This is a genomic window from Peribacillus sp. NPDC055009 (assembly GCF_053608705.1).
Genome location: NZ_JBSGVZ010000007.1, coordinates 94682 through 115337 on the forward strand (window position 1 = coordinate 94682; position 20656 = coordinate 115337).

Consider the following 20656-nt stretch of genomic DNA (forward strand, 5'->3'; position numbering starts at 1 on the left):
TCGTTAAAGTTTTATAACAAGTCTGTCGTCCTTCGCACGTGAGCAGCATGTCAGGATTGAGTTGCGTGTTTGGCGGTTTTCTTCGCTAAGGAAGAAATCACGGTGATCCACTTCACCTTCTGCAACATCCACCTCACAACTTCCGCACCCGCCCACCTTACAAGAATAAGGTGCATCAATGCCTTCCCTTAAAAGCGCATCAAGCAGTGTTTCACCTTCTTGAACACGGATGGACCGATCGCTGTCTGTAAGGTCGACAATGAAAGGTTCTTTCGGCCCGTCATGTTTTGTCGCAAATAATTCAAAGTGCATCGCATGTTCCGGATAACCATATGAACTGGCAGCTTTTCGGTACTCTTGTACCATCTCGATTGGTCCGCAAAAATATACATGCGTGCCAATGCGATGATCCATCATCGTCTCAGGCATCATTCTGCGTTTATCTTCTGCCTGCGAAAAATAAAAGGTGCATTGATCAGGATATTTGGCTTTCAACAGATCATAAAAAGCACATAATTCCGGTGTGCGTGCTGCATAATGAAGTTCGAAGGTTTGTCCTTCGGCAGCCATATCTTCCATCATTGCCAGAAATGGAGTGATGCCGATTCCAGCTGCATAAAATGCATGATGCTTGGCTCGAAAGCTGAGAGGGAAGTTGTTTTTAGGGAAGCTGACTTCCAATCTGGAATCGATTGTTACATGATCATGCCAGAAAGCGGAACCGCCGCGTGACGCCTCATCACGCCGAATGGAAATAGCATATTTTTTACGGTCCCTTGGGTTGCTGATAAGGGAATATTCTCGCTCGATTATCGTATCCCCTACCGGCATGAAAGTGGTCAAATGCGAACCGCCAGTAAAAGCAGGCAATGGTTTTCCATCAACTGGAATCAATTCGAACTGTTTTACGAATGGAGTTTCTTGAATGATCTTGTTTACTTTCATTTGAATATTTCCTACTACCCGCATGATGATCAGCTCCCTACTTCTTCTTTTCCGATTGGGATGAATGGGTAACCAATATAACCTTCCCGTACGATTGAATAAAATGGTCCTATTTCAAGACTGGCTTTGCAATGGTCACATTCTGCAATCTCGGCTTCTTCTGCGATTTCCGACACTTCGAAACATTTCATGCAATATACATACCGCCGTTTAGGGCCGATAATCACCGTCTGGATCTCAGCTTCAGATAGACCAGCTTCCACCCCGAGCGAGAAGATCATTACGGCATTGTTCCAAGCTGCCGCAATATAAAATTGGGTGCCCATCTTTTGTGACAAGATGACTCTCTTAATCTCCTCTTTATCTTCCATTCCATTAATGGAAAGACATTCAACAGGCACTGTTCCTGCGATTTCAGAAGTGAAACTTTTCGCCTTTTCATATCCGGCTTGATCAGAAATGACGACAAACTTTCTTCGTTCATTCCGAGTAGTAAATTTATTTACGATCGTAATGGATTTATCAAACAATACTGGACTATTGTACAAGGCCCTATCCTCCTACTTATTGCTTATCTTCGCTTTTTTGTTTTTCATCAATACTCCTCAAATATTCGACCGATTGCGAAAGAAACGGGGCAATTCCTTTGTATTCAGCCATAGGTTCCGGAATATCCTGCAGTACGCTATATGTCAGATCAAACCACTCCTGGCGCATTGTCAAATCCTCCAGCGGCAGGAACTGCGTATTCAATACGAATAGAATGGCGTTGCTTCGTGGCATGCGATAAAATTTTTGTTCTTCAACTCGCAAACGAACAAGTTTACCTGCATTTTCCGGTGTTATTTCAGAGCGCTGCGGTCCCCATACATCCATCGTTTCATAGTTGACATCCCAACGGTCCGCCATCAGGTTCCAGTTAATGCGTGTCCATGGCTTTCCTGGCTCGATGGATAATAAAAACTTACGAACGCGATCTGCTAGTTCATCACCTTTCCGTGATACGAATGGAACAGGTGCATGGATCTCATCAAAGGACATGCCTTTATTCCAGTTAGCCGAGAAGAGTGCAGCGTATGAAACTTGCCCCACTTCCAAGTAGAAATTACTATCGCGATGAACCATTAAAACAAAATCATTATGGAAATGGCGGCCTATATAATCAAGCGGCTCATTTGGAAGCGTGCTGGCATCGCCATATACGAATGAATCGGATTCCCCGAATATGTGGTTCTTGAAAGTCCAGTTGTCACCATCTTTAATGACCTCGAAATGCTCCGGATAGCGATCAGCTGCCATGTCAATCAGCATTTCCAACACTTCCCATTGCATTTCCATTGTGTGTGAAAAAGATTGAAACCTTATATGCGGCTGTTCTTGAAGGAGACGACGCTTCGTTTCCACTTGGAGTTTGTATTCTGGTGTAACTTCAATACAGTTAACGTTTGAGAGTTTTTTCAAGTCGTTTGAATAACGATAGTTACCTGAAGTGAATGGAAATGGGAATGTATCTAAATCTGTTGTTTTGAAATCTAAACTTTGTGTAAACATTGAACAATCTCCTCTCGTTCCCTAGATTCTTTAAAGTGAGTTTTTTTTCTATTTAGCTTCCTTTAATTCCACGGATGGACGCTCCATGTCAACTTCATAACGGAAAATGTATTTAGATGAAACATAGTAGGTGACTAAAGCGACAAAGTATGTTGGAATTCCGGCAGCTGTATAAAGGAAAAAGCCACTTGCTTCAAAAGTCAATGGATTATAGAGTGCCCAGTAAACGGTCGTTCCGATAACCACCGTGAGAACGGCCGAAGGGTTAATGCCTTTCCAATAGGTATAAGAGCCTTGCGTGTCATACAAATCCCTTATTGAAATGCGTTGGCGCTTTACAAAGAAGTAATCTGCAACGACAATCCCGCCGAGAACAGCCATTATAAAAGAGATGACAGCAATGAATGAACCAAAGGCATCGTAGAACGTTGAGCTTAGAAGTAAGAATATAGTCGGTACGGTTGTACCCATCGCAATCATCCATGACTTTTTCGGGAATACAGTTTTAAAGCTGACAGCTTGTGAGTACATAAGGAATATGGCTGCACCGACATTCCCTACCGAAAGTAAAATCAAGCCAATGAAGCCGCCCCAACTTCCTGCGATGGAAAACATCCAGTCAGAAGGATTAAGAGAACCAGTGACTAATGCAGCAAGTGCCCCAACTAATGCGGCGATACAGACGATGATTCCATAGCTGTAAAATCCCGCTTTAAATGCTCCTCCTTCTGTTTTAGATAAACGGCTGTATTGGCCAAGGTACGGAAGCCATGAAAAGCCGAGACCAATGTTTAACTCCAGGGCTGTCGCGAATGAACGAGAACTCGTTTCAAATGGCTCAGAAGGAAGTATATGAGCCACTTCCGTGAACCCCTGTCCAAACAAGACTATTGCGAGCAGGCCAAACATGAGAACCATAAAAACTGGAACGGCTACTGCGGTATATTTTTGAATCGCTACCGGTCCCCTCACCGTTACAAGGAATGCACAGACGAAAAGCAAAATCGAGAAAAACGGCGCTCCCGTTGCTTGGCTTGAGAAAATCGCGGGCATGCCCATCCAATTAGCCGCCTCTGCTAACGCCTGGCCGGACATAAAAAGCGCGATGGAAATATAGCCGAGAGTTAAAATAAGAAAAACAAAGAAAAAGATATTCGATCCTAGATACCCAAGTGAACTTCGAAACCCTACAAAAGTGTCTATGCCATAACGCGCAAAATAAAGGGTAATGGGAACTATCAACAGCATAGGGAAGGCATTACCGAATAAAATCGCTGCAAGTGACTGCTTCGCGTCAAGCATCGTCCCTGTGTATCCACCAGTTAACAGCCCAAAAGATGAGAGGCCAATAACAACTTGAACTAAAATTAAATCCCGAAGGTTAAAAATCCGGTCATTTTTACTTGCGGGTAAGAACCCAAAGGCCACATCCTTTGAAATGGAGGAATTCTCTTTGCTCACACGCTTCTCTCCCAACTATAGAATAGTGATTGTATTACTTGGAATAAGGCTGATATAGTTCTGGGTGATCGAAACAACTACATTAGACAAGTGAATAGATTAGGTAAGCGATGATTAAAATCATGAAAAAAATAGAACCTGCCGCATCACTCCATTTCATTTTGTCGATTTTCACGGCTTCTTCCTGCTCATACGCATTGATCCGCTCATTCAAATCTGAATATAGATTTTTAATAAAGGGATCTTCTGAATTGATATTCTGTTGAAACTGATTCTCTTTATTCAAAATCGCTTCTCCCTCCTTTGCAATCATGCTTTCTGGTCCCTTCTCTTTACTTTATTGCAATAACCATGCCAATCAGAAAACACTATGCTAACAGGGTTTTCAAAAGGAAGAATATTCATTTTTGAAACTATTGAACAATTGTGAAATTTCTGTAATATAAAACTAGGAAGTTAAATGAAAGGCAGGTAGACATAAATGGATCACTTCACCTCTGCACTCTTGTCTATTTACGATCAGCTTATTGTGACAGATAAAAATGGCACAATACTGAAATCGACCGGAACAGGGAATACCTTATTCCATACAATCAAATCCGCCAATGTCGGAGGTTCCATCAAGGATGTTGAACAAGATTTATTTGCTACAAACTTTGCAGAAGAGATAATGGGCAAAAATGAAAAAAGATCCTTCATGCAGTCTTCATGGCAGGGGCCAGAGCTGCTGATGACTGCATACCCGATTGAATCCGGGGCATGGGTCTGGGCTTACAAAGAACTCATAGATTCTTATCCAGATACATCAAGGGGGCAATCGGGGCCTTTATTGGAATCGAAGAAGCCATCTTTTCCATTTGTGATCCGCAGTAAACCGATGCTTGATGTTCTGCATAAAATGCAAATGGTTTGTGATGTCAGCGCAACAGTCCTATTATTGGGGGAATCCGGTGTAGGAAAGGAAATAGCAGCCAGGGCCATACATAATATGGGTAATAGAAGTGACGGGCCATTTATACCTGTCAATTGCGGCGCCATCCCGGAAAACCTGATTGAAAGCGAACTGTTCGGATATGTAGAAGGGGCTTTTACCAGCGCTCGGAAAGACGGCGCCAAGGGAAAATTCACACTTGCCCATAAAGGTATCTTATTCTTGGATGAAGTGGGCGAATTACCGCTTAATGTTCAGGTGAAACTGCTTCGCGTCCTTCAGGAGCGCATTGTCACGCCAATTGGGAGCACGGCCTCACACCCTGTTGACATTCAGGTGATTGCCGCAACTAATAAATCGCTCGAAAAAATGGTAAAAAAAGGAGAATTCCGAGAAGACTTATATTATCGTCTTCATGTCGTGCCTATCCATCTTCCGCCGCTTAGGAATCGTGTAGATGAAATCCCTCACCTGGTTCAGTTTTTTTTACAAAAGTACAATACACTATACAATCGAAAGGTAGCTTTCACACCGGATGCAATCGACTTGCTATGTATCTATCAATGGCCCGGCAACGTGCGCGAGCTTGAAAATACAGTTGAAAGGCTTGTGATTACTAGCGGAATACCGGAAGTGGATGTTGCGTTGGTTAGAGAGGTGCTTCCTTTTAAAGGACCCAACAAACCCACTTCTCTACCTGTCATCGATTTTCTAATGCCTTTGCAGGAAGCAGTCGACCTTGTGGAAGAACAGCTGATCAATATGGCGATGGAACAATACAAATCATTAAAACTAGCGGCAAAAGTATTGGAAGTCAGCCAGCCGACGATGAGCAGGAAATATAAAAAATTACGTAATAAAATTGAAGAGGCAAGCTTTTCACCAGTGGATAAACGGGCCATTTTAGAAGAACAAATAAACCAGCGGCTTCGATCCATAGCTGTTGTAACCGCAGCTATCATTCCAGCTGAGGAGGTAATCAGTCTACAAAAAAATATGAACCGGCAAAATTCCTATTCCCAGAAATTAAAACAAAAACTTACCATGATTCAAGAAAAGGAAGGCGTAATTGAATGGGTCTTTATATTTATCATGACGGATGATGGACGTCTGATTCACCTCGTTGCCGACAAGGGCTTTGTAATTGAACCGGGGGAAGAATATATGGGTCCCCCGGAAATGGTTAATGTCGCTTACCAGGCGTTTAATGGTAAAGCGGGTGTTACTCCCATATACGAAGACAGGTACGGTGAGTGGAAAACAAGCTTTGCGCCAATCATTGATGATGATGGCACTATCGTAGGTATTGTCGGATGTGATTACAGCAAAGCCTATTTCAATTCGGAAATGCAGCGTCTCCGTAAGCAACTCAATATACATGTTTGATTTCGGAATGCAGTCATGCGGTGAGTCTATTAGACCAACTGAATACTAGGGTAAAAAAAGAAAAGCTGATTACAGGAGCCATCTAGAACGGGCTTCTGCAGTCAGCTTTTTCATTATTACCATATACATCATGAACGTTATGGAGGAATTAAAATGGCAGTAACGCCACCCATTTTTCGGTCTAACTGGTTTTCCCAAATTGACCACCCCTATATAGGCAATTTTATATGTTGTTCTTCCACTAAATATAAACTGTTAAGAGGATTTGGCAGAGCATATGGATACTCATTCAATGATTTAATGGAACAACCCAATGACTTATTCCTATTATACAAATGAGTGCTCATAAGCCTTATTGCCATGAAACCTATATAACTTTCTCTTTATTTTCTCTATTTTTCACCAAAAAATAAGCAGTAATCAAGGCAGTAATAGGAATTATCAGGGCTACACCTGTTCCAGCACAAAATATAGTGATCATTTCAGCACTAAATATTTTTGAGTTTACGATTTCCCCAACAGAATAGGATAAATCTTTAAACCATATAAGCAGTGCCAAATAGCCTCCAAAGAAAGCAAAAAATAGTGTATTCGTAGATGTACCTAAGATATCCCTTCCAATACTTAATCCAAATGCGAATAAATCTTTCTTACTAATGGATGGATGGTGAAGAAACATTTCTCGCATGGGAGATGAAATGGCCATGGCTGTATCGATAATCGCGCCAATAGTACTCATAATAATCACTGAAGCTCCAATTTTAACAAAATCTACTCCAATATAAAGGGAAAAGATGCTAAGCTCTTCTATTTCTTCTTCACCGAAACCTTGTATCATCGCATTTTCCGTCACAATGACAATAAAAAAGAGTACTATAACAATCGTGATAATAGTAGAAATGAATGCCGTTTTTGTTGTACTGTTCACTTCGTTAATAAAAAATAAATTAATATAACTAATCACCGTACATGCAATCAATGTTACGATATACGGATCATTATTTGGATTTGTCATAAAAATGATGGTAAAAAGTAACACACCAAAGTTTAGGAATAAAGCAAAAAATGAACGTGCCCCTTTTTTTCCGCCAATCAAGACCATCAATATTAATAGTACAAACGCTAGCAACAATAATACATTCATTGTCTTTCCCTCTTTCGATTAATGAAAAAAATAGAGACATATAGACCTATCGGAATAGTTAACACGATTCCAATACCACCAGCTAGGGCACGGGCTAATTCCAATGTAAGGTTCATGGAAAGGGTAAATCCCAATGCAGAAGCATTTTTCAAATACAAAATAATCATAGGTATTGAGCCACTTATATAGGCAAAAAACAAAATATTTGTCATGGTTCCCATAATGTCTTTTCCAATCTCTAATCCTGAAGTTTTAAGTGCTTTTACTGATATGTGGTTATTCTTTTCATACAACCCAAAAATCGAAGAAGACATGGTAATGGCTATATCCATTACGGCTCCTAAAGATCCGATAAATAACCCTGCCATAAACACCATTTTATAAGGACGAGTGATAAATTGCATCTCTTCATATCGAAGGCCATTTTCGGAAGTTACCCACATAACAAGATAAGTAATGAACAGCGATAAAAAAGTCCCTAACAGTGTCGCAATAATAGCTGCATATGTTTTTTCATTAAAACCGTTAACGAGTAAAAGGGAAAAGACCGTAAATAGAATGATACTTATACTGCATATCAATACCAAACCAATGTCTGATGAATTCAAATAAAAATCTAATGCATATGACAACAATATGGCATTGACTGCCAAACTTATAATTGAAAACAGGCCTTGCTTTTTTCCAACAATAAGTAATGTAAAGATAAAAACCCATGCTACAATCAACACAAATTTATCACGCTTTACGTCTTTTATGGTTCCAGTTAACTCTGAATTTTCTTCTGTCTTTGTATCAATCGAAACAAATAAATCATTTCCAACTCGATATTCTTGATCATAAGCTCCGGATGAGGAATATTCATTCTTTAAATGAATAAGTTTTCCTTTTTCTTCTCCATTTTGTATTTCGGCTATTATACTCTGGGTAAATAGTCGATCTTCATTTTGATACATATCATTCAATTCAGTTGTATTTTCCAGATTTGTTTTGATGACTTTGGCTATTGGAAGTTCATAGAATGAATAATTGTGATGAACAAAGAAAATAGAAGCGACAAAACAAAGTGCTATGACGGCGTACAAAGAAACATGCTTGTAACCCATTTTTTTAAATTTATTTACGATAACATTCAAAATAAAACCTCCAAATATCGGGTGGGCAAAAAAAGCAGGGAGTAGCCAGAATTGACTGACTCCACCCCGCCTTACTAGTATTTGATTTATTTATCTTATCATGAATAGATTTAGTATGCGAACAACGTCCGATCTACCTCCTTTACGCCTCCCCAGGTAAAACGCTAAGAAGAGATTGAGGTGACATCTCAGGAAAAACAAGCAGAGATCACATTGCGGATCATGAAGACACCCTTACCAGTAACAATCCGCTGACTCAAAACCCATTCACGCATTAATGGACATAGAATTTTACCAGAGATGTTTTGTCTTAACTCTTTTGTTGTCTACCCTTTGTTTTCCTTACATATTTACAAACCACCGCTTTGTGTATTATCAAATTAAATATTCTAGCGAGGTCTATATCTAAATATTTAATAATTTATTGTCACTTTTAGGCGTAGCGTCAGGAAAATGCAGATTTACATCGTTAAGGAAAATACCAATATAAAAAGCCCAATTTCTCACCATTTAAATTGAGGAATTGGGCTTCTTATAATGAGCCTGATGCTGAAAAACATTGAATACTTCAGTTGTTAAATGCTTAACTTGTAATACGGTTCACCGTACCTCACAGAACTGCGTTTTTTCTCCAATTTAACATAGTACTTCAACATTAAATCCTCCGGGCGCTTCTACGTAGAAAGTATATCTGTGTAAGTGTTGTGGGAGTTTTACCTTGTATCCATCATCTTTCAACCGCTTATTGATCCTGTTAACTTGTTCTTCATTTTCTTGTATGAATCCAACATGAAATGTCTTGGGGTATTGTACATCGCTTCCTTTCATTAGAGTCAATATGGAGCCATCATCATCTTTCATTGCAGCGAACCCATCTCCTCGACTTCCTGCACATGTTAGTCCAAAATATGTTTCTAAAAACTCACGTGAAGCTATAACATCATTAACAGTTAAATTTAAATGATTGATTTTCATTACTTCCCCCAATTTTGGTATTATTGTTTTCTCTCGGTAAAAAAGTTAATTTTCCACTGGATCGTTGTGATGTTGTTAGTCACTTTGTAATCGGACTTGTTATTTCTCCCTCCCTATTTTGTAAGGTATTCCTTCTTTTTAGTGAAAATGACAGTATCATCTTTCCGATTCTGTAAATAATCATCCAAGTTACCGCAATTACAAGATTAAAAAAAGGCCAGCCAGTAAAAACTGGCTAGCCTTCGGTCAACTCAATTACAATATTTTTTCATTTTCAAAGTTAGTGTTTGACTCTACTTTCTTAGCCAATTTAAATTTATAGAATAATATACAGGCTACCAAAAATCCTATTCCATAAAACAGTCCAACTCGTTGAGTAGGGTCAAAGGCAAGGAATACTAGAATCAGTAAACAAAAGCCTAAACAGAATAACGGGACAAATGGGTAAAATGGTACTATGTATTGTAAATCTTCCGTTTTACCACCCGCTTTTATAAACTTCCTTCTAAACATATATTGCGATAAAGCAATTCCCATCCAAGAAATCGTGACGGAAATTCCAGCTATGGACATTAGTATCACGAACACAGTATCCGCCGCAATGAAGCTGGTCAATAACGATAGAAGCGAAAAGCATATCGTAAAAAGAAGGGCATTCAATGGCACTTTCCTTTTGGACAATAGACCAAACATCTTAGGTGCCATTCCATCATGGGCCATCGACCAAAGCAAACGCGTGGAAGCATACAGACATGAATTCCCTACAGAAAGAATGGCTGTCAAAATAATGAAATTCATGATACTTGCTGCATAAGGTATCCCCGCTATCTTCATTAAAGTTACAAAAGGGCTTTCCAATAAGCCTAATTCCGAAGAAGGGAATATGGCGGAAAGGATGATAATGGACGAAATGTAAAAAACAATGATTCTAACTAGTACGTTTCGAATGGCTTTAGGGATGTTCTCTTCAGGTTTTTCACTTTCCCCTGCCGCTATTCCTATTAGTTCTGAGCCTTGATAAGAAAATATCACATTCATCATTGTCACAAAGATAATTGTAATGCCTCCTGCTGGAAAAAGACCAGAAGGTGCCAAATTCTCAAAGAATGGGGTTGGACGATCAGATAAAGAGACAAAACCAAAGATGCCAGCGATTCCAATCAAGATAAACAAAATCACTGCAACGATTTTTATTCCAGCGAACCAATATTCCGCCTCTGCAAAACCTCTTGTCGTTAATGCATTCAATGTAAATAATAGCACTATGAACACAGCACACCAAATCCAGGTAGGACTATGGGGGAACCATTGTTTCATCAATATTCCTGCTGCCGTAAACTCAACTCCTGCAGTTGCTGCTGAGCCTACGAAATACATCCATCCTAGAGAGAAACCAGCGGAAGGCCCAATATATTCGGCAGCATATTTTTGGAATGAACCTGTAACCGGCATATGAACGGCTAGCTCGCCAAGGCAGACCATGACCATATACAAAATAAGACCGCCGGCTAGATAACCGATCAGGGCTCCTCCTGCCCCCGCTTGGTTAATTGTATAGCCAGCATTTAAAAAAAGGCCTGTACCAATTACGCCGCCAAGTGAAAGCATAAATAAATGGCGTCTTTTCATTGAGCGTTGCAGCTGATCATTATTCTCCAGTCCATACCCCATAAAATCACGTCCTTATCTTATCTATTAGCCTATTCCTTCTCCCAAACCATCTTAGAACCTCAATGAGAGACAACTAAGGCCGCCATCTTGTTTTTGAAATTCAGTCATCTCCACTTCAATCACTGTGTATCCCAAATCTTCAATTTTTTTCTTTGTACCATCAAACCCTTTCGGGACAATAACGCAGTCGTTCATTCTGACGCAGTTACCCGAATATTCTTCTTCCTCTTTTACGATGATTTGATTAAAGCTAGAAAAAGCCTCGTGATTAATGAATTCCCCGGCCACTAATAAATTATTGTCTCCCAGGTAATTGACACCCGTTTTTAAATGAAAGAATTCCTTAAGGGGAATGATGGTCGTATCATAACCATACTTACCCATGATATCTTTGAACTGCAGAGCACCTGCTTCATTCGTTCTGGTTGAAAGGCCAACATAGAAGTGATTTTCAACTTGCATTACATCTCCGCCATCTAGCATACCTGGTGATTGAATATATTCGATTGTTTCATAAAAGTCCTTCAAAACTTCTTTCATTTCAATAATTTCACCATTACGGCTATCTGCACCAGGATTGGTTACAAGTGCACATTTTGGGGTCAACACTGCGGTATCTTCTACAAACGTAGAATCAGGGTATCTTTCATCCGATTCGAGAACGGTCACTTTCACACCGCAGCGTTTTAATGCTTCTACATAAGCCTCGTGTTGTATAAGCGCTTTTTCATAATCCGGGTTTCCTAAATCCGATGTTGTTAAGCCATTTACAAAACTTTTTCCAATCTTTCTTACAATCGCGTGATTAAACATATATTTTCCTCCTAAATAGGTAGTTTATCTTTTTAAAATGTGGAATACCTTTTTGCTCCTGCCGTACTTTAAATGGAGTTTCTTTTATTCCTGAAGCGGAATTATAAAAATATAGGAATGATAGAGAGAAGAGACAACCAAATTCCTCTCTTAAACTATAACGGGTGCCTCTTCTTAGCCCATGCTTTCTCAATTATTTTAATGACTGCACAATTTATCCGCTATTCCTACAAAATAGCTTACACCGTACCCTAAAGCCTTCTCATCGATTTTAAATTTAGGATGGTGTAGGGGATAAGCTTTTCCAAACTCATTATTATGGACGCCTAGAAACTGCATGGAAGATGGAACGATTTCGGAAAAAGCCGAAAAATCTTCTGTTCCAAACATGGGATCATCAACCTTGATGATGTTATTCTCTTCAAAAATACCTTCCATGACCGTTCTTGAAATATCAACAGCAGCTTTATCATTTACCACAGCTGGATACCCTAAATACCAAGTAATTTCACATTTTGCCCCATGCGCTTCCGAAATCCCCTTAACGATTTGCTCAAGATGCTCCCTTGCTTTCACTCGGCTATCCGAGTCTAAGGAACGAATGGTACCACCGATTTCCGCATATTCAGGTATGACATTGAGCGCACTTCCGGAATGGAACTGAGTGACTGAAATGACTGGTGTCCTAAGTGCTGAAATTTTTCTGGAAACGATATGTTGAATATTCGTCGTAATTTCTGCACCAATGATCAGCGGATCTACCGTTAATTCCGGAGTCGACGCATGACCGCCCTGACCAATGATTTTAATTTCAAAATCATCGGCTGCAGCACAGAATACCCCTTCCCTTAAACATATAGTTCCTGTTCGTTCATAAGGAGTAACATGCAGTGCAAAGGCATAATCCACTCCTTCCATTACCCCTTTTTTCACCAACTCCTGAGCTCCACCAGGCAGTACCTCTTCTGCATGTTGGAAAATAAACCTGATTTCTCCATCAATCGAATCTTTTTTTCCGGAGAGGACTTTAGCAGCACCTAATAACATCGCAGCATGTGCATCATGTCCGCATGCATGCATAACTCCAGGATTTTTTGATTTGAATTTAATTTCTGCTTCCTCTTCAATCGGGAGAGCATCAATATCTGCACGAAAAGATATGGTATTCGATTTTCGGGAAGATTTTTTAGTTCCTTTAAGAACCGCTAAAACGCTCGTTTCGGTTGGTCTCGTCACTTCCAATCCTGAAAAGGTTTTTAATTTCCTGTAGATAAATTCAGAAGTCTGATGCTCCTGATATGAGAGCTCCGGATTTTCGTGAAAATGTCGTCTCCATGAAATCACTTCATCCACAACCGTCTCCTGTATTGTCTTCATCATAAACGCCTCCTTTTAGTGCCAATATTCAGATTTTTCAGTTCTTTAAAAAGGGCCATACTGTATGCTTTGAGCAATGATCAAAAAGATAATCGCTATCGCAAACTGAATCAGAAGATATGGAAACACCCATTTTACCCATTTGGTAAATGATATGCCTGCCACTGCCAATCCAGCCAATAGCACTCCAGAAGTCGGAAATATCATATTCGAAATCCCATCCCCTAATTGGAAAGCTAATACTGCCGTTTGTCTTGTCACACCCATTAAATCCGCTAATGGAGCCATGATCGGCATCGTCAATGCAGCTTGCCCACTTCCGGATGGAACAATGAAGTTAAGAAATAATTGGACAATGAACATTCCGATTGCATTTATGGCGGGAGGAAGTTGTTCAACCAATCCTGCAGCATAATATAAAATGGTATCCAGCAATCCGCCACTTGTAATGATGACCAGGATTGTCTGCGCAACTCCTATTATCAATGCCCCAGAAACCATATCGCCTGCTCCTGAAATAAAACCATTAGCCATCTTGGATGGAGTTAAGCCTCCAATTATGCCCATAATGATCCCGCTTAATAAAAACAAGCCGCCAATTTCACTTATATACCATCCTAATTTAATAACTCCGTATATTAATAGGATGAAATTCACCAATAAAATAATTAAAGCGGCGCTATGTCTTTTACTTATCCTAAAGTTTTTATCAAAATGTGCATGATCTTCACGCCTGAATTTCCCATACTCCCCCAGTTCAGGGTTTCTTTTAACCTTCATTGCATGGAAATAGATGTACAATACTGTAACGACATAAAACACTGCAAGAAGAGCGATTCGCAATCCCATTCCCGAATACATGGGCAGTTCTGCAATGCTTTGGGCAACTCCTACATTAAAAGGGTTCGTAATGCCCGAAATGAATCCAGTCGCCAATGTCCCAAGCATGACGATCGCAAAACCCGTAAGTGCATCAAAGCCTAATGCAATCGTCATCGGAACAATGATTGCGATATAAACTAATGCATCTTCAGCAGATCCGATCAGTGTCCCTAATGAAGCGAAGATCAATACCATCAACGGAATGAGCAATTTCACTTTTGTTCCGAATCGGACAGCCACAAACTTAATGAAAGAATCCAGTGCTCCAGTTGCCTGCATGATTCCCAATGCCCCACCAAACAAAAAGACGAATAAGATAATTGATGCTCCTTCAATCATCCCTGCGTGAATGCTGCTGAACATTTCCAATAATCCCACTGGTGTTGATTCAATGAATTCAAATGAAGTTGGATCGACTACACTTCGGCCATCCTTTTCAATTCTTTCATATTGGCCTGCAGGCAAGATATAGGTTAAAACCGTCACGATTACAATTACGATAAACATTAAGACAAAGGGATTAATCCCTTTTTCCGGTAACTCCGTTAGTTGGTTAAGTGGCTTATTATTCTGATTAAGCGGCTCGGAAGTGATTTGACCATTAGGCAGGTCATTCATATAAATACCCCCAGTTAAAGTTTTATACTACTAATCCAGTTTTCCTGTCGGACCATCACTTCTCAACCAAACACTTAAACATACTCTTTATTAACTTCTCCAGCATAACGGGCGTATGGACGAAGGCACTATCGATGTGAAGGCGCTCAGTACGCTGGTGGGCATCCTTGCCGAACGGCCCCACATTAAGTACGGGTGCCTGAAGCCTTTGCATATCAGCAAAAGGAATGCTGTAAGTATCGCCCCAGACCGGTGTATTTTTTTCAAAAGCCGTCCAGCCATCAGACTCATCAGTATATTGAACATAGCTTAAATCGCAAATGCCATTAAAATAATGAATTTGGCTGACTTCTTCATCAAGCAATCTAGCAGTTTCCTTCATTAATTTCACAGATTCCATGATAAGCGGATCATCGGACGTATTGACGGCTGGATAATATGGCGGTGCGAACAGCAATACGATGGCGGGTGAAAGCTCCTGACATTGTATCATCAATTTTTCTGCGATCCTAAATGATTTTTCCCGCTCATCCAAATCCATGTTTCCTTTAACTTCACTCTTTATTTGCTCAACAAAACTGCCGCCAAATTTGTCCTCGGCATATGAAAGTAACTTTTCGTAGCGCAATACTTGTACTTCACCTACACCTTCAATATGTTCTCGCAGACAAAGAGCTTTATAAGATTCATTGCATTTTATCGCTGCTTCGTTTGCAACCTGCTCGAATAAATCCATTATTTCTGCAGCTGTCCTTTTCATAATGAACACATTATATAGCGCTGCTGCACGATAGGGTGTCTGTGTTGAATATTGTAGTTTCAGATCTTTTTGCTGAAGCGATACTGGTAAAGGTGTTTCCTCGCCAAGATCACTTTCCTGAAAAAGAGTGTTCCACTCCATGAGCTGCGTAAGGAATGAGGCTATATAGTTAGCCGTTATGCCCTTTAATGGCTCACCCACATGAGTTTCTTTCCCATAAAAAAGGGCAGCGGGCATGATTTTCCCCAAAGTTCCGGAATAAATATAATGTCTATTATCGCCCGGCTTCTGTGAAAAGGAAGGTTCACTATTAAAAAACATTTTATAGGAAAGGTCATATTTATCACGTAAAGACACAAGTTCTTTAACTGCAGCCCTCATTCCCGCAGAATTCACTTCCTCATCAGGAACGGTTAACAGCAGGAGATTGATCGGCCATTTTTCAACGCTTGCCTTTTCGATGATAGCCATATGAAGGGCAAGCCCCATTTTCATATCCATTGTTCCTCTACCAAACAAGTACTTTCCTGATTCAAGATCAATGCGCGCTTCTTCCGGTAGATCATCTTTTCGGTCATGAAGTTTTTTTGTGAGCTCCTCCGGCTGAAATGCAAGAGTCTCAAGGTCACCGTATTCTTCAGTATGAACCGTATCAAAATGGCTGATTAATACAACGGTCTCCTTGCTATCGGGATGTTTATAAAAGGCATTGACAAAGTTCCTCCCTAAATCAGCCTCGTGAAGCGATAAGTACGCCGGATTCCTTTTAAAATATTCAAGCTCCCTCAATTTCTCTTGAACCTTATAAGGGAACACTCGCTCCCCTGGTGTAAGAGTACGGCTTTCCCAACTAACAAGTTCACATAACAAAGCACGAAGCGTTTCTGGAGTACCCCATAGTAATTGACTCATTTCAATCCCCCTTCATCTATATTTGTACGAACCACCGGGCAGGTTAAACAAGTTGGACCGCCAGTGCCTTTGTAACTGATTTCAGTTCCTTTGTATTCATAAACCGTTGCTCCGGCATCAAGAAGCTGTTGCTTCGTGTAAGCGTTACCAGAAGATATAACGCAAACCCGCGGAGCGATGGCAAGCACATTACAGCCCAAGTTCAAGTACTCATCAACCGGCACTTCGATAAGCTGAATGCCTCGTTCAATAAGCAGTTTTCTGAAAAAGACAGGCATAAGGCGGGAATGAACTACGGCTAAATCATGGTCGACAAGGCTGATGAAAGACATTAGATGGAGACACTCTCCCTCTCCTTGATCATGCGGCAGCTGAACTACGATGAACTCATCCACAAGATGTGAGGTCATTTCCTTTAATTGCCGAATGGCTTCTGCGTTTGTACGATAACCATGTCCGACAACCAGGGTTTTATCATCAAGCCAAATGATATCACCGCCATCCGCGACCGCATCACCCGTTAAATACCCAATAATCGGGATGTTCTTTTCCTTGCAAAATTCCTTGTATACATTAGCTTCAGGCTGCCTCAATTCTTTCCCTGACTTTAAAATAATGGCCCCTTGGCTTGTGAATTTGATTGGGTCATGCGCATATAAGGAGTCAATCCCGACTACCGAAGATGCTGGCAAATAATCGATGTTTGGAACATATTTCTCCAAAATGGAAATAAATTCACCATACTCGGTTAGAGCTTCGTTAAAATCTGGCTCTTCCGCAAAGTTGAAGTTCCGCCATGCTTGGCTTAAATGCTCTTGACTAATAAAAGCTTCTTTCGGATGTTTTACAATGACACGTTCCAATGGTTTGTACATGGACGAACAATAAGTCACTGCCTCTCCCTCCTTTTCCGCATATCGGAAAACGTTTCCGCTAATAGGAATATTTTCTTTTATTATAAAATTAGTTTTGGTATAATGTCAATATGTTTTAAATATTCAAATAAATCAACGTTTTATACAACTTGGAATGAAAGATAGGTGGTTTGTTTATGCAATCGATCGACCGTGCCATGAACGTTATAAAGGTGCTGGTTTCCAATTCATCGGAAAACTGGCTGTCAATTACGGAACTTTCTCAAGAGTGTGATCTTCCTGTCAGCTCCATGCATCGTTTGTTAAAAGCGATGTCCTCGCATGGGTTAATCCAACAGGACGGGCAAACCAAACAATATGGTTTGGGGAATATTTGGCTCGAATACGGTTTACGTATGTATGACAAAATGGATTACATCAGCCAAATAAGGCCTGAACTGGAAAGACTGATGAACAATGTGGAGGAAAGCGTCTATCTTAGCCAGCCAATCGGAATGGAATCACTTGTTATCGAACGAATCGACAGTGAAAAAAGCCAAATCCGGGTTTATGACCAGCTTGGCTCACGAGTTCCTATGCATATTGGGGCAGCCAATAAAGCGATGCTCGCCTATATGCCATATAAACAAGCGAAAAAAATTGTAGATGCTCTTCTGCCAACTCAAGAAAGAGCAGCTTTTTGGGATATATTGCAAGAGACTAAAATGAAGGGGCATGGAATCAGTCACAGTGAAAGAACAGAGGGAACATGTTCTGTTGCCGTGCCGATATTGAACCATTTTGGGGAAGTTCATGGTGCGGTGAGCATAGGTTTTGTCAGCTTTAACCTGACAGAAGAAAGACTTGATTTCCTCATTAAGAATGTGATGGAAACTGGCAATCGGGTTTCTGCAAAATTGGGGTATAGGGGACAATGAATAAGCGGGCAGTGGTGGATTATCGGATAAGCCAAAAAAAGAAGATGAATCATTTCATCTTCTTTTCGTTTTTATATTAATCGCTGCCGGTCACGAATAAATCTTCCCTGAAATAGGCAAGGACCTCGCCGGCCACAACAGGTTCTCCCTCCAATACCTCTAATGATTCTATCTTTCCGCTGACACCAATATCAATGATTTCCACACAGCCATCTGCCTTCTTAATCTGAAATAATTGTTCCCATTCATAAAACCTGGAATTTTTGGATATTGAAATTTTTTCAATCCTGCCTTCACAAGGGCTTAGAATCACATCAACGTACATTTAAATCATTCCTTCCTTCAGTATTCTTCAAAATGAAATGGGGTTTGTAACACTAACCTGAGAAAGTTTTGGAACTCAGGTATATCTTCTTGTTCAATGCCCAGGGTCGGAGCCCAGTACTGATCTAAATTAATATCATTGGCACAAAGCAGGATCATTCTTCCGCTTTGCATGGAAGTCACCATTGCTTTACCGAAAAACTGGCCCGAATATACAATGGTCACATCATATCTATAATCTTGTGACAATAAGCAGTAATGATGAATAGCCTGGTTTTCTTTATTTTCGGAAAGAATATCAAAATTCAACGGATTGCCTCCTTTCTTGTAAGCCCTAATTCGTTCAGAACCTGATCCAACCCCGAAGCTGGGATGCTTCAGCTATTTTGCGGATTCCTTCAATATAAGCCGCAACTTTCATGTTCACGGAATATTTTTGTGAAGTATGGTAGACATTCAAAAAGCTGGCCGTTATCTTTTCCTTCAATCGTTCATCCACAAGCTCTTCCGTCCAGTAATAGCCTTGGTTGTTCTGGCACCATTCAAAATACGAGACTATCACCCCTCCTGAATTCGCCAAAATATCCGGAACTAGCACTATACCTTTATCATCAAGAATCTTGATTGCTTCCTTTGTGGTCGGACCATTTGCTGCTTCAATCAGGATTTCACATTTTAATCGTATTGCATTATCTTTATTCACCACTCCGCTGATGGCTGCAGGAATCAGCACATCACACTCTTTTTCCAATAATTCTTGATTGGATAACGAATCTTTGTATAAGTTCGAAACGACCCCAAACGAGTCCCTGTTCTCCAAAAGGTAAGGAATGTCCAGGCCATTCGGATCATATAAACCTCCAAGCTCATCCGCTATTCCGACAACCTTAGCCCCCATTTCATGTAAATACATGGCCAAATGACTGCCAACATTACCGAATCCCTGAATGATTACCCGCATGCCTTCAATAGGAATCCCCTTTAAATCACATATCATTTGAAGTGTGTATAATACTCCTTTGGAAGTGGCCTTTTCCCTGCCCTTCGATCCCCCTAACCTCAGAGGCTTTCCTGTAATGAAGCCGGGTGAATCGAATTCCCTGATGTGATCGTATTCATCCAGCATCCAGGCCATGATTTGTGAATTCGTATACATATCAGGTGCCGGGATATCTTTTGTAGGTCCCACTATTTGACTTACTGCCCTGACATACCCTCTGCTTAATCTTTCAAGCTCAGATGAACTCATCTGTCTGGGATCACACACAATGCCGCCTTTCGCACCTCCATATGGAAGATCTGTTATTCCGCATTTCAAGCTCATCCACCCGGCCAATGCTTTAACTTCTTCGGGAGTGACATCCGGGTGAAACCGAATCCCCCCTTTAGTTGGACCGGCTGCATCATTATGTTGAGCCCGATACCCTTGAAACATCCTTGTCTCCCCATTATCCATTTGAATAGGAATACAGACTTCCAGAAAACGCATTGGCGCTTTTAGAAAATCAAAAACCTGATCTGGATAGTTCAAAACATGAATCGCTTCTTTTAAGATATCCTGGAATTCTTGCAGTTGATTATCCAATTGACGTTTTTCAATTACCTTAATTTTCTCTGTCATTTTAGCACCTCACTTATATTCTTATAACTTATTAAGCAACTTTCATGCCAGCTTTGAGGATATTATGTGGATAGCAATATACCGCCATTTCCCAATCATCAGCATCATCATGCAATCATCAGGAAATATGTATTAATTCATAAGCAATTCAGATTTGCATATATAAACAGTAATGATTAAATACATAAAAAAAGCATCCTTTTTAGGCTGCGTCAGATTGTAGACAAACTCGATTTTCATCGAGTTTGTCTACAGTCATTTAATGGGTTGTACAATTTGAACATTGCCTCCAGGCACTCGCTCCTATCAAATTTGTTTTAAAATTTAGATAGAACTCCTTTTTTACAAACTGGATAT

The 20656-nt window shown here is 40.3% G+C and carries 20 protein-coding genes; 2 read left to right on the top strand and 18 right to left on the bottom strand.

Features of this window, described 5'->3' with window-relative positions; translation table 11 throughout:
* Window positions 1-3 precede the first annotated feature (3 nt).
* From ACWF5P_RS12925 to ACWF5P_RS12945, 5 genes are all read right to left on the bottom strand, one after another.
* Complete coding sequence (locus ACWF5P_RS12925; RefSeq protein ID WP_452444946.1) at window positions 4-969, bottom strand: PDR/VanB family oxidoreductase; 966 nt, start codon at window positions 967-969, stop codon at window positions 4-6.
* Window positions 970-974: 5 nt separating this feature from the next.
* Complete coding sequence (locus ACWF5P_RS12930) at window positions 975-1493, bottom strand: hypothetical protein (RefSeq protein WP_452444947.1); 519 nt, start codon at window positions 1491-1493, stop codon at window positions 975-977.
* A gap of 16 nt (window positions 1494-1509) precedes the next feature.
* Window positions 1510-2496, bottom strand: coding sequence for a heme-dependent oxidative N-demethylase family protein (locus ACWF5P_RS12935; RefSeq protein WP_101222305.1), 987 nt, complete (start codon window positions 2494-2496; stop codon window positions 1510-1512).
* 48 nt (window positions 2497-2544) lie between these two features.
* Complete coding sequence (locus ACWF5P_RS12940) at window positions 2545-3957, bottom strand: purine-cytosine permease family protein (RefSeq protein ID WP_230176887.1); 1413 nt, start codon at window positions 3955-3957, stop codon at window positions 2545-2547.
* An 82-nt stretch (window positions 3958-4039) separates the two neighbouring features.
* Window positions 4040-4270, bottom strand: coding sequence for a hypothetical protein (locus ACWF5P_RS12945; RefSeq protein WP_063593935.1), 231 nt, complete (start codon window positions 4268-4270; stop codon window positions 4040-4042).
* 168 nt (window positions 4271-4438) lie between these two features.
* Here ACWF5P_RS12945 and ACWF5P_RS12950 point away from each other — a divergent pair, with 168 nt between their 5' ends.
* On the top strand, window positions 4439-6274 hold the full coding sequence (locus tag ACWF5P_RS12950) for a sigma 54-interacting transcriptional regulator (RefSeq protein WP_452444948.1): 1836 nt from the start codon (window positions 4439-4441) through the stop codon (window positions 6272-6274).
* Window positions 6275-6343: 69 nt separating this feature from the next.
* Here ACWF5P_RS12950 and ACWF5P_RS12955 read toward each other — a convergent pair whose 3' ends face one another.
* The 10 genes from ACWF5P_RS12955 to ACWF5P_RS13000 all read right to left on the bottom strand — a co-directional run bounded on the left by ACWF5P_RS12955 (window position 6344) and on the right by ACWF5P_RS13000 (window position 17437).
* The gene (locus tag ACWF5P_RS12955; RefSeq protein ID WP_452444949.1) at window positions 6344-6472 is read right to left on the bottom strand and encodes a hypothetical protein; all 129 of its coding nucleotides are present in this window, start codon (window positions 6470-6472) and stop codon (window positions 6344-6346) included.
* A 169-nt stretch (window positions 6473-6641) separates the two neighbouring features.
* Window positions 6642-7418 (bottom strand): YibE/F family protein, encoded by a 777-nt coding sequence (locus tag ACWF5P_RS12960; protein ID WP_434167262.1) that lies wholly within the window; start codon window positions 7416-7418, stop codon window positions 6642-6644.
* Window positions 7415-8554, bottom strand: a complete 1140-nt coding sequence (locus ACWF5P_RS12965) for a YibE/F family protein (RefSeq protein ID WP_452444950.1) — start codon at window positions 8552-8554, stop codon at window positions 7415-7417. Before ACWF5P_RS12965 ends, ACWF5P_RS12960 begins: the two co-directional genes overlap by 4 nt.
* Before the next feature lie 636 nt (window positions 8555-9190).
* Window positions 9191-9529: a VOC family protein gene (locus ACWF5P_RS12970; RefSeq protein WP_434167264.1), complete on the bottom strand. Its 339-nt coding sequence runs from the start codon at window positions 9527-9529 to the stop codon at window positions 9191-9193.
* A gap of 255 nt (window positions 9530-9784) precedes the next feature.
* The gene (locus ACWF5P_RS12975) at window positions 9785-11200 is read right to left on the bottom strand and encodes an amino acid permease (RefSeq protein WP_434167265.1); all 1416 of its coding nucleotides are present in this window, start codon (window positions 11198-11200) and stop codon (window positions 9785-9787) included.
* A gap of 51 nt (window positions 11201-11251) precedes the next feature.
* A complete protein-coding gene (locus ACWF5P_RS12980; protein ID WP_230176892.1) occupies window positions 11252-12013 on the bottom strand; it encodes a dimethylarginine dimethylaminohydrolase family protein in 762 nt (253 codons plus the stop codon).
* Window positions 12014-12211: 198 nt separating this feature from the next.
* Window positions 12212-13390 carry an amidohydrolase gene (locus ACWF5P_RS12985; protein ID WP_452444951.1) on the bottom strand — a complete coding sequence of 393 codons (1179 nt, stop codon included), beginning with the start codon at window positions 13388-13390 and terminating at the stop codon, window positions 12212-12214.
* A gap of 45 nt (window positions 13391-13435) precedes the next feature.
* Complete coding sequence (locus ACWF5P_RS12990) at window positions 13436-14779, bottom strand: YfcC family protein (RefSeq protein WP_397315844.1); 1344 nt, start codon at window positions 14777-14779, stop codon at window positions 13436-13438.
* 166 nt (window positions 14780-14945) lie between these two features.
* The gene (locus ACWF5P_RS12995) at window positions 14946-16562 is read right to left on the bottom strand and encodes a M20/M25/M40 family metallo-hydrolase (protein WP_434167266.1); all 1617 of its coding nucleotides are present in this window, start codon (window positions 16560-16562) and stop codon (window positions 14946-14948) included.
* Window positions 16559-17437, bottom strand: coding sequence for an arginine deiminase family protein (locus ACWF5P_RS13000; protein WP_434169691.1), 879 nt, complete (start codon window positions 17435-17437; stop codon window positions 16559-16561). The genes ACWF5P_RS12995 and ACWF5P_RS13000 overlap by 4 nt, the downstream gene beginning before the upstream one ends.
* 176 nt (window positions 17438-17613) lie before the next feature.
* Between ACWF5P_RS13000 and ACWF5P_RS13005 the strand changes: the two genes are divergently transcribed.
* Window positions 17614-18354, top strand: a complete 741-nt coding sequence (locus ACWF5P_RS13005; protein WP_101222317.1) for an IclR family transcriptional regulator — start codon at window positions 17614-17616, stop codon at window positions 18352-18354.
* Window positions 18355-18430: 76 nt separating this feature from the next.
* Here ACWF5P_RS13005 and ACWF5P_RS13010 read toward each other — a convergent pair whose 3' ends face one another.
* The 3 genes from ACWF5P_RS13010 to ACWF5P_RS13020 are packed head-to-tail and all read right to left on the bottom strand — an operon-like array spanning window position 18431 to window position 20299.
* Window positions 18431-18679 carry a hypothetical protein gene (locus tag ACWF5P_RS13010; RefSeq protein WP_101222318.1) on the bottom strand — a complete coding sequence of 83 codons (249 nt, stop codon included), beginning with the start codon at window positions 18677-18679 and terminating at the stop codon, window positions 18431-18433.
* Window positions 18680-18696: 17 nt separating this feature from the next.
* Window positions 18697-18987: an SAV0927 family protein gene (locus ACWF5P_RS13015; RefSeq protein ID WP_101222319.1), complete on the bottom strand. Its 291-nt coding sequence runs from the start codon at window positions 18985-18987 to the stop codon at window positions 18697-18699.
* Between the two features lie 34 nt (window positions 18988-19021).
* The gene (locus ACWF5P_RS13020) at window positions 19022-20299 is read right to left on the bottom strand and encodes a Glu/Leu/Phe/Val family dehydrogenase (protein WP_452444952.1); all 1278 of its coding nucleotides are present in this window, start codon (window positions 20297-20299) and stop codon (window positions 19022-19024) included.
* Window positions 20300-20656: the final 357 nt, after the last annotated feature.

Coding starts and splice junctions, on each gene's coding strand:
- ACWF5P_RS12990 (WP_397315844.1), bottom strand. CDS start 14,779: ATGTTTATCGTAATTGTAATCGTGACGGTTTTAACCTATATCTTGCCT.
- ACWF5P_RS12925 (WP_452444946.1), bottom strand. CDS start 969: ATGCGGGTAGTAGGAAATATTCAAATGAAAGTAAACAAGATCATTCAA.
- ACWF5P_RS12995 (WP_434167266.1), bottom strand. CDS start 16,562: ATGAGTCAATTACTATGGGGTACTCCAGAAACGCTTCGTGCTTTGTTA.
- ACWF5P_RS12975 (WP_434167265.1), bottom strand. CDS start 11,200: ATGGGGTATGGACTGGAGAATAATGATCAGCTGCAACGCTCAATGAAA.
- ACWF5P_RS13000 (WP_434169691.1), bottom strand. CDS start 17,437: ATGTACAAACCATTGGAACGTGTCATTGTAAAACATCCGAAAGAAGCT.
- ACWF5P_RS12980 (WP_230176892.1), bottom strand. CDS start 12,013: ATGTTTAATCACGCGATTGTAAGAAAGATTGGAAAAAGTTTTGTAAAT.
- ACWF5P_RS12935 (WP_101222305.1), bottom strand. CDS start 2,496: ATGTTTACACAAAGTTTAGATTTCAAAACAACAGATTTAGATACATTC.
- ACWF5P_RS12985 (WP_452444951.1), bottom strand. CDS start 13,390: ATGAAGACAATACAGGAGACGGTTGTGGATGAAGTGATTTCATGGAGA.
- ACWF5P_RS13005 (WP_101222317.1), top strand. CDS start 17,614: ATGCAATCGATCGACCGTGCCATGAACGTTATAAAGGTGCTGGTTTCC.
- ACWF5P_RS12945 (WP_063593935.1), bottom strand. CDS start 4,270: ATGATTGCAAAGGAGGGAGAAGCGATTTTGAATAAAGAGAATCAGTTT.
- ACWF5P_RS13020 (WP_452444952.1), bottom strand. CDS start 20,299: ATGACAGAGAAAATTAAGGTAATTGAAAAACGTCAATTGGATAATCAA.
- ACWF5P_RS12970 (WP_434167264.1), bottom strand. CDS start 9,529: ATGAAAATCAATCATTTAAATTTAACTGTTAATGATGTTATAGCTTCA.
- ACWF5P_RS12960 (WP_434167262.1), bottom strand. CDS start 7,418: ATGAATGTATTATTGTTGCTAGCGTTTGTACTATTAATATTGATGGTC.
- ACWF5P_RS12950 (WP_452444948.1), top strand. CDS start 4,439: ATGGATCACTTCACCTCTGCACTCTTGTCTATTTACGATCAGCTTATT.
- ACWF5P_RS13010 (WP_101222318.1), bottom strand. CDS start 18,679: ATGTACGTTGATGTGATTCTAAGCCCTTGTGAAGGCAGGATTGAAAAA.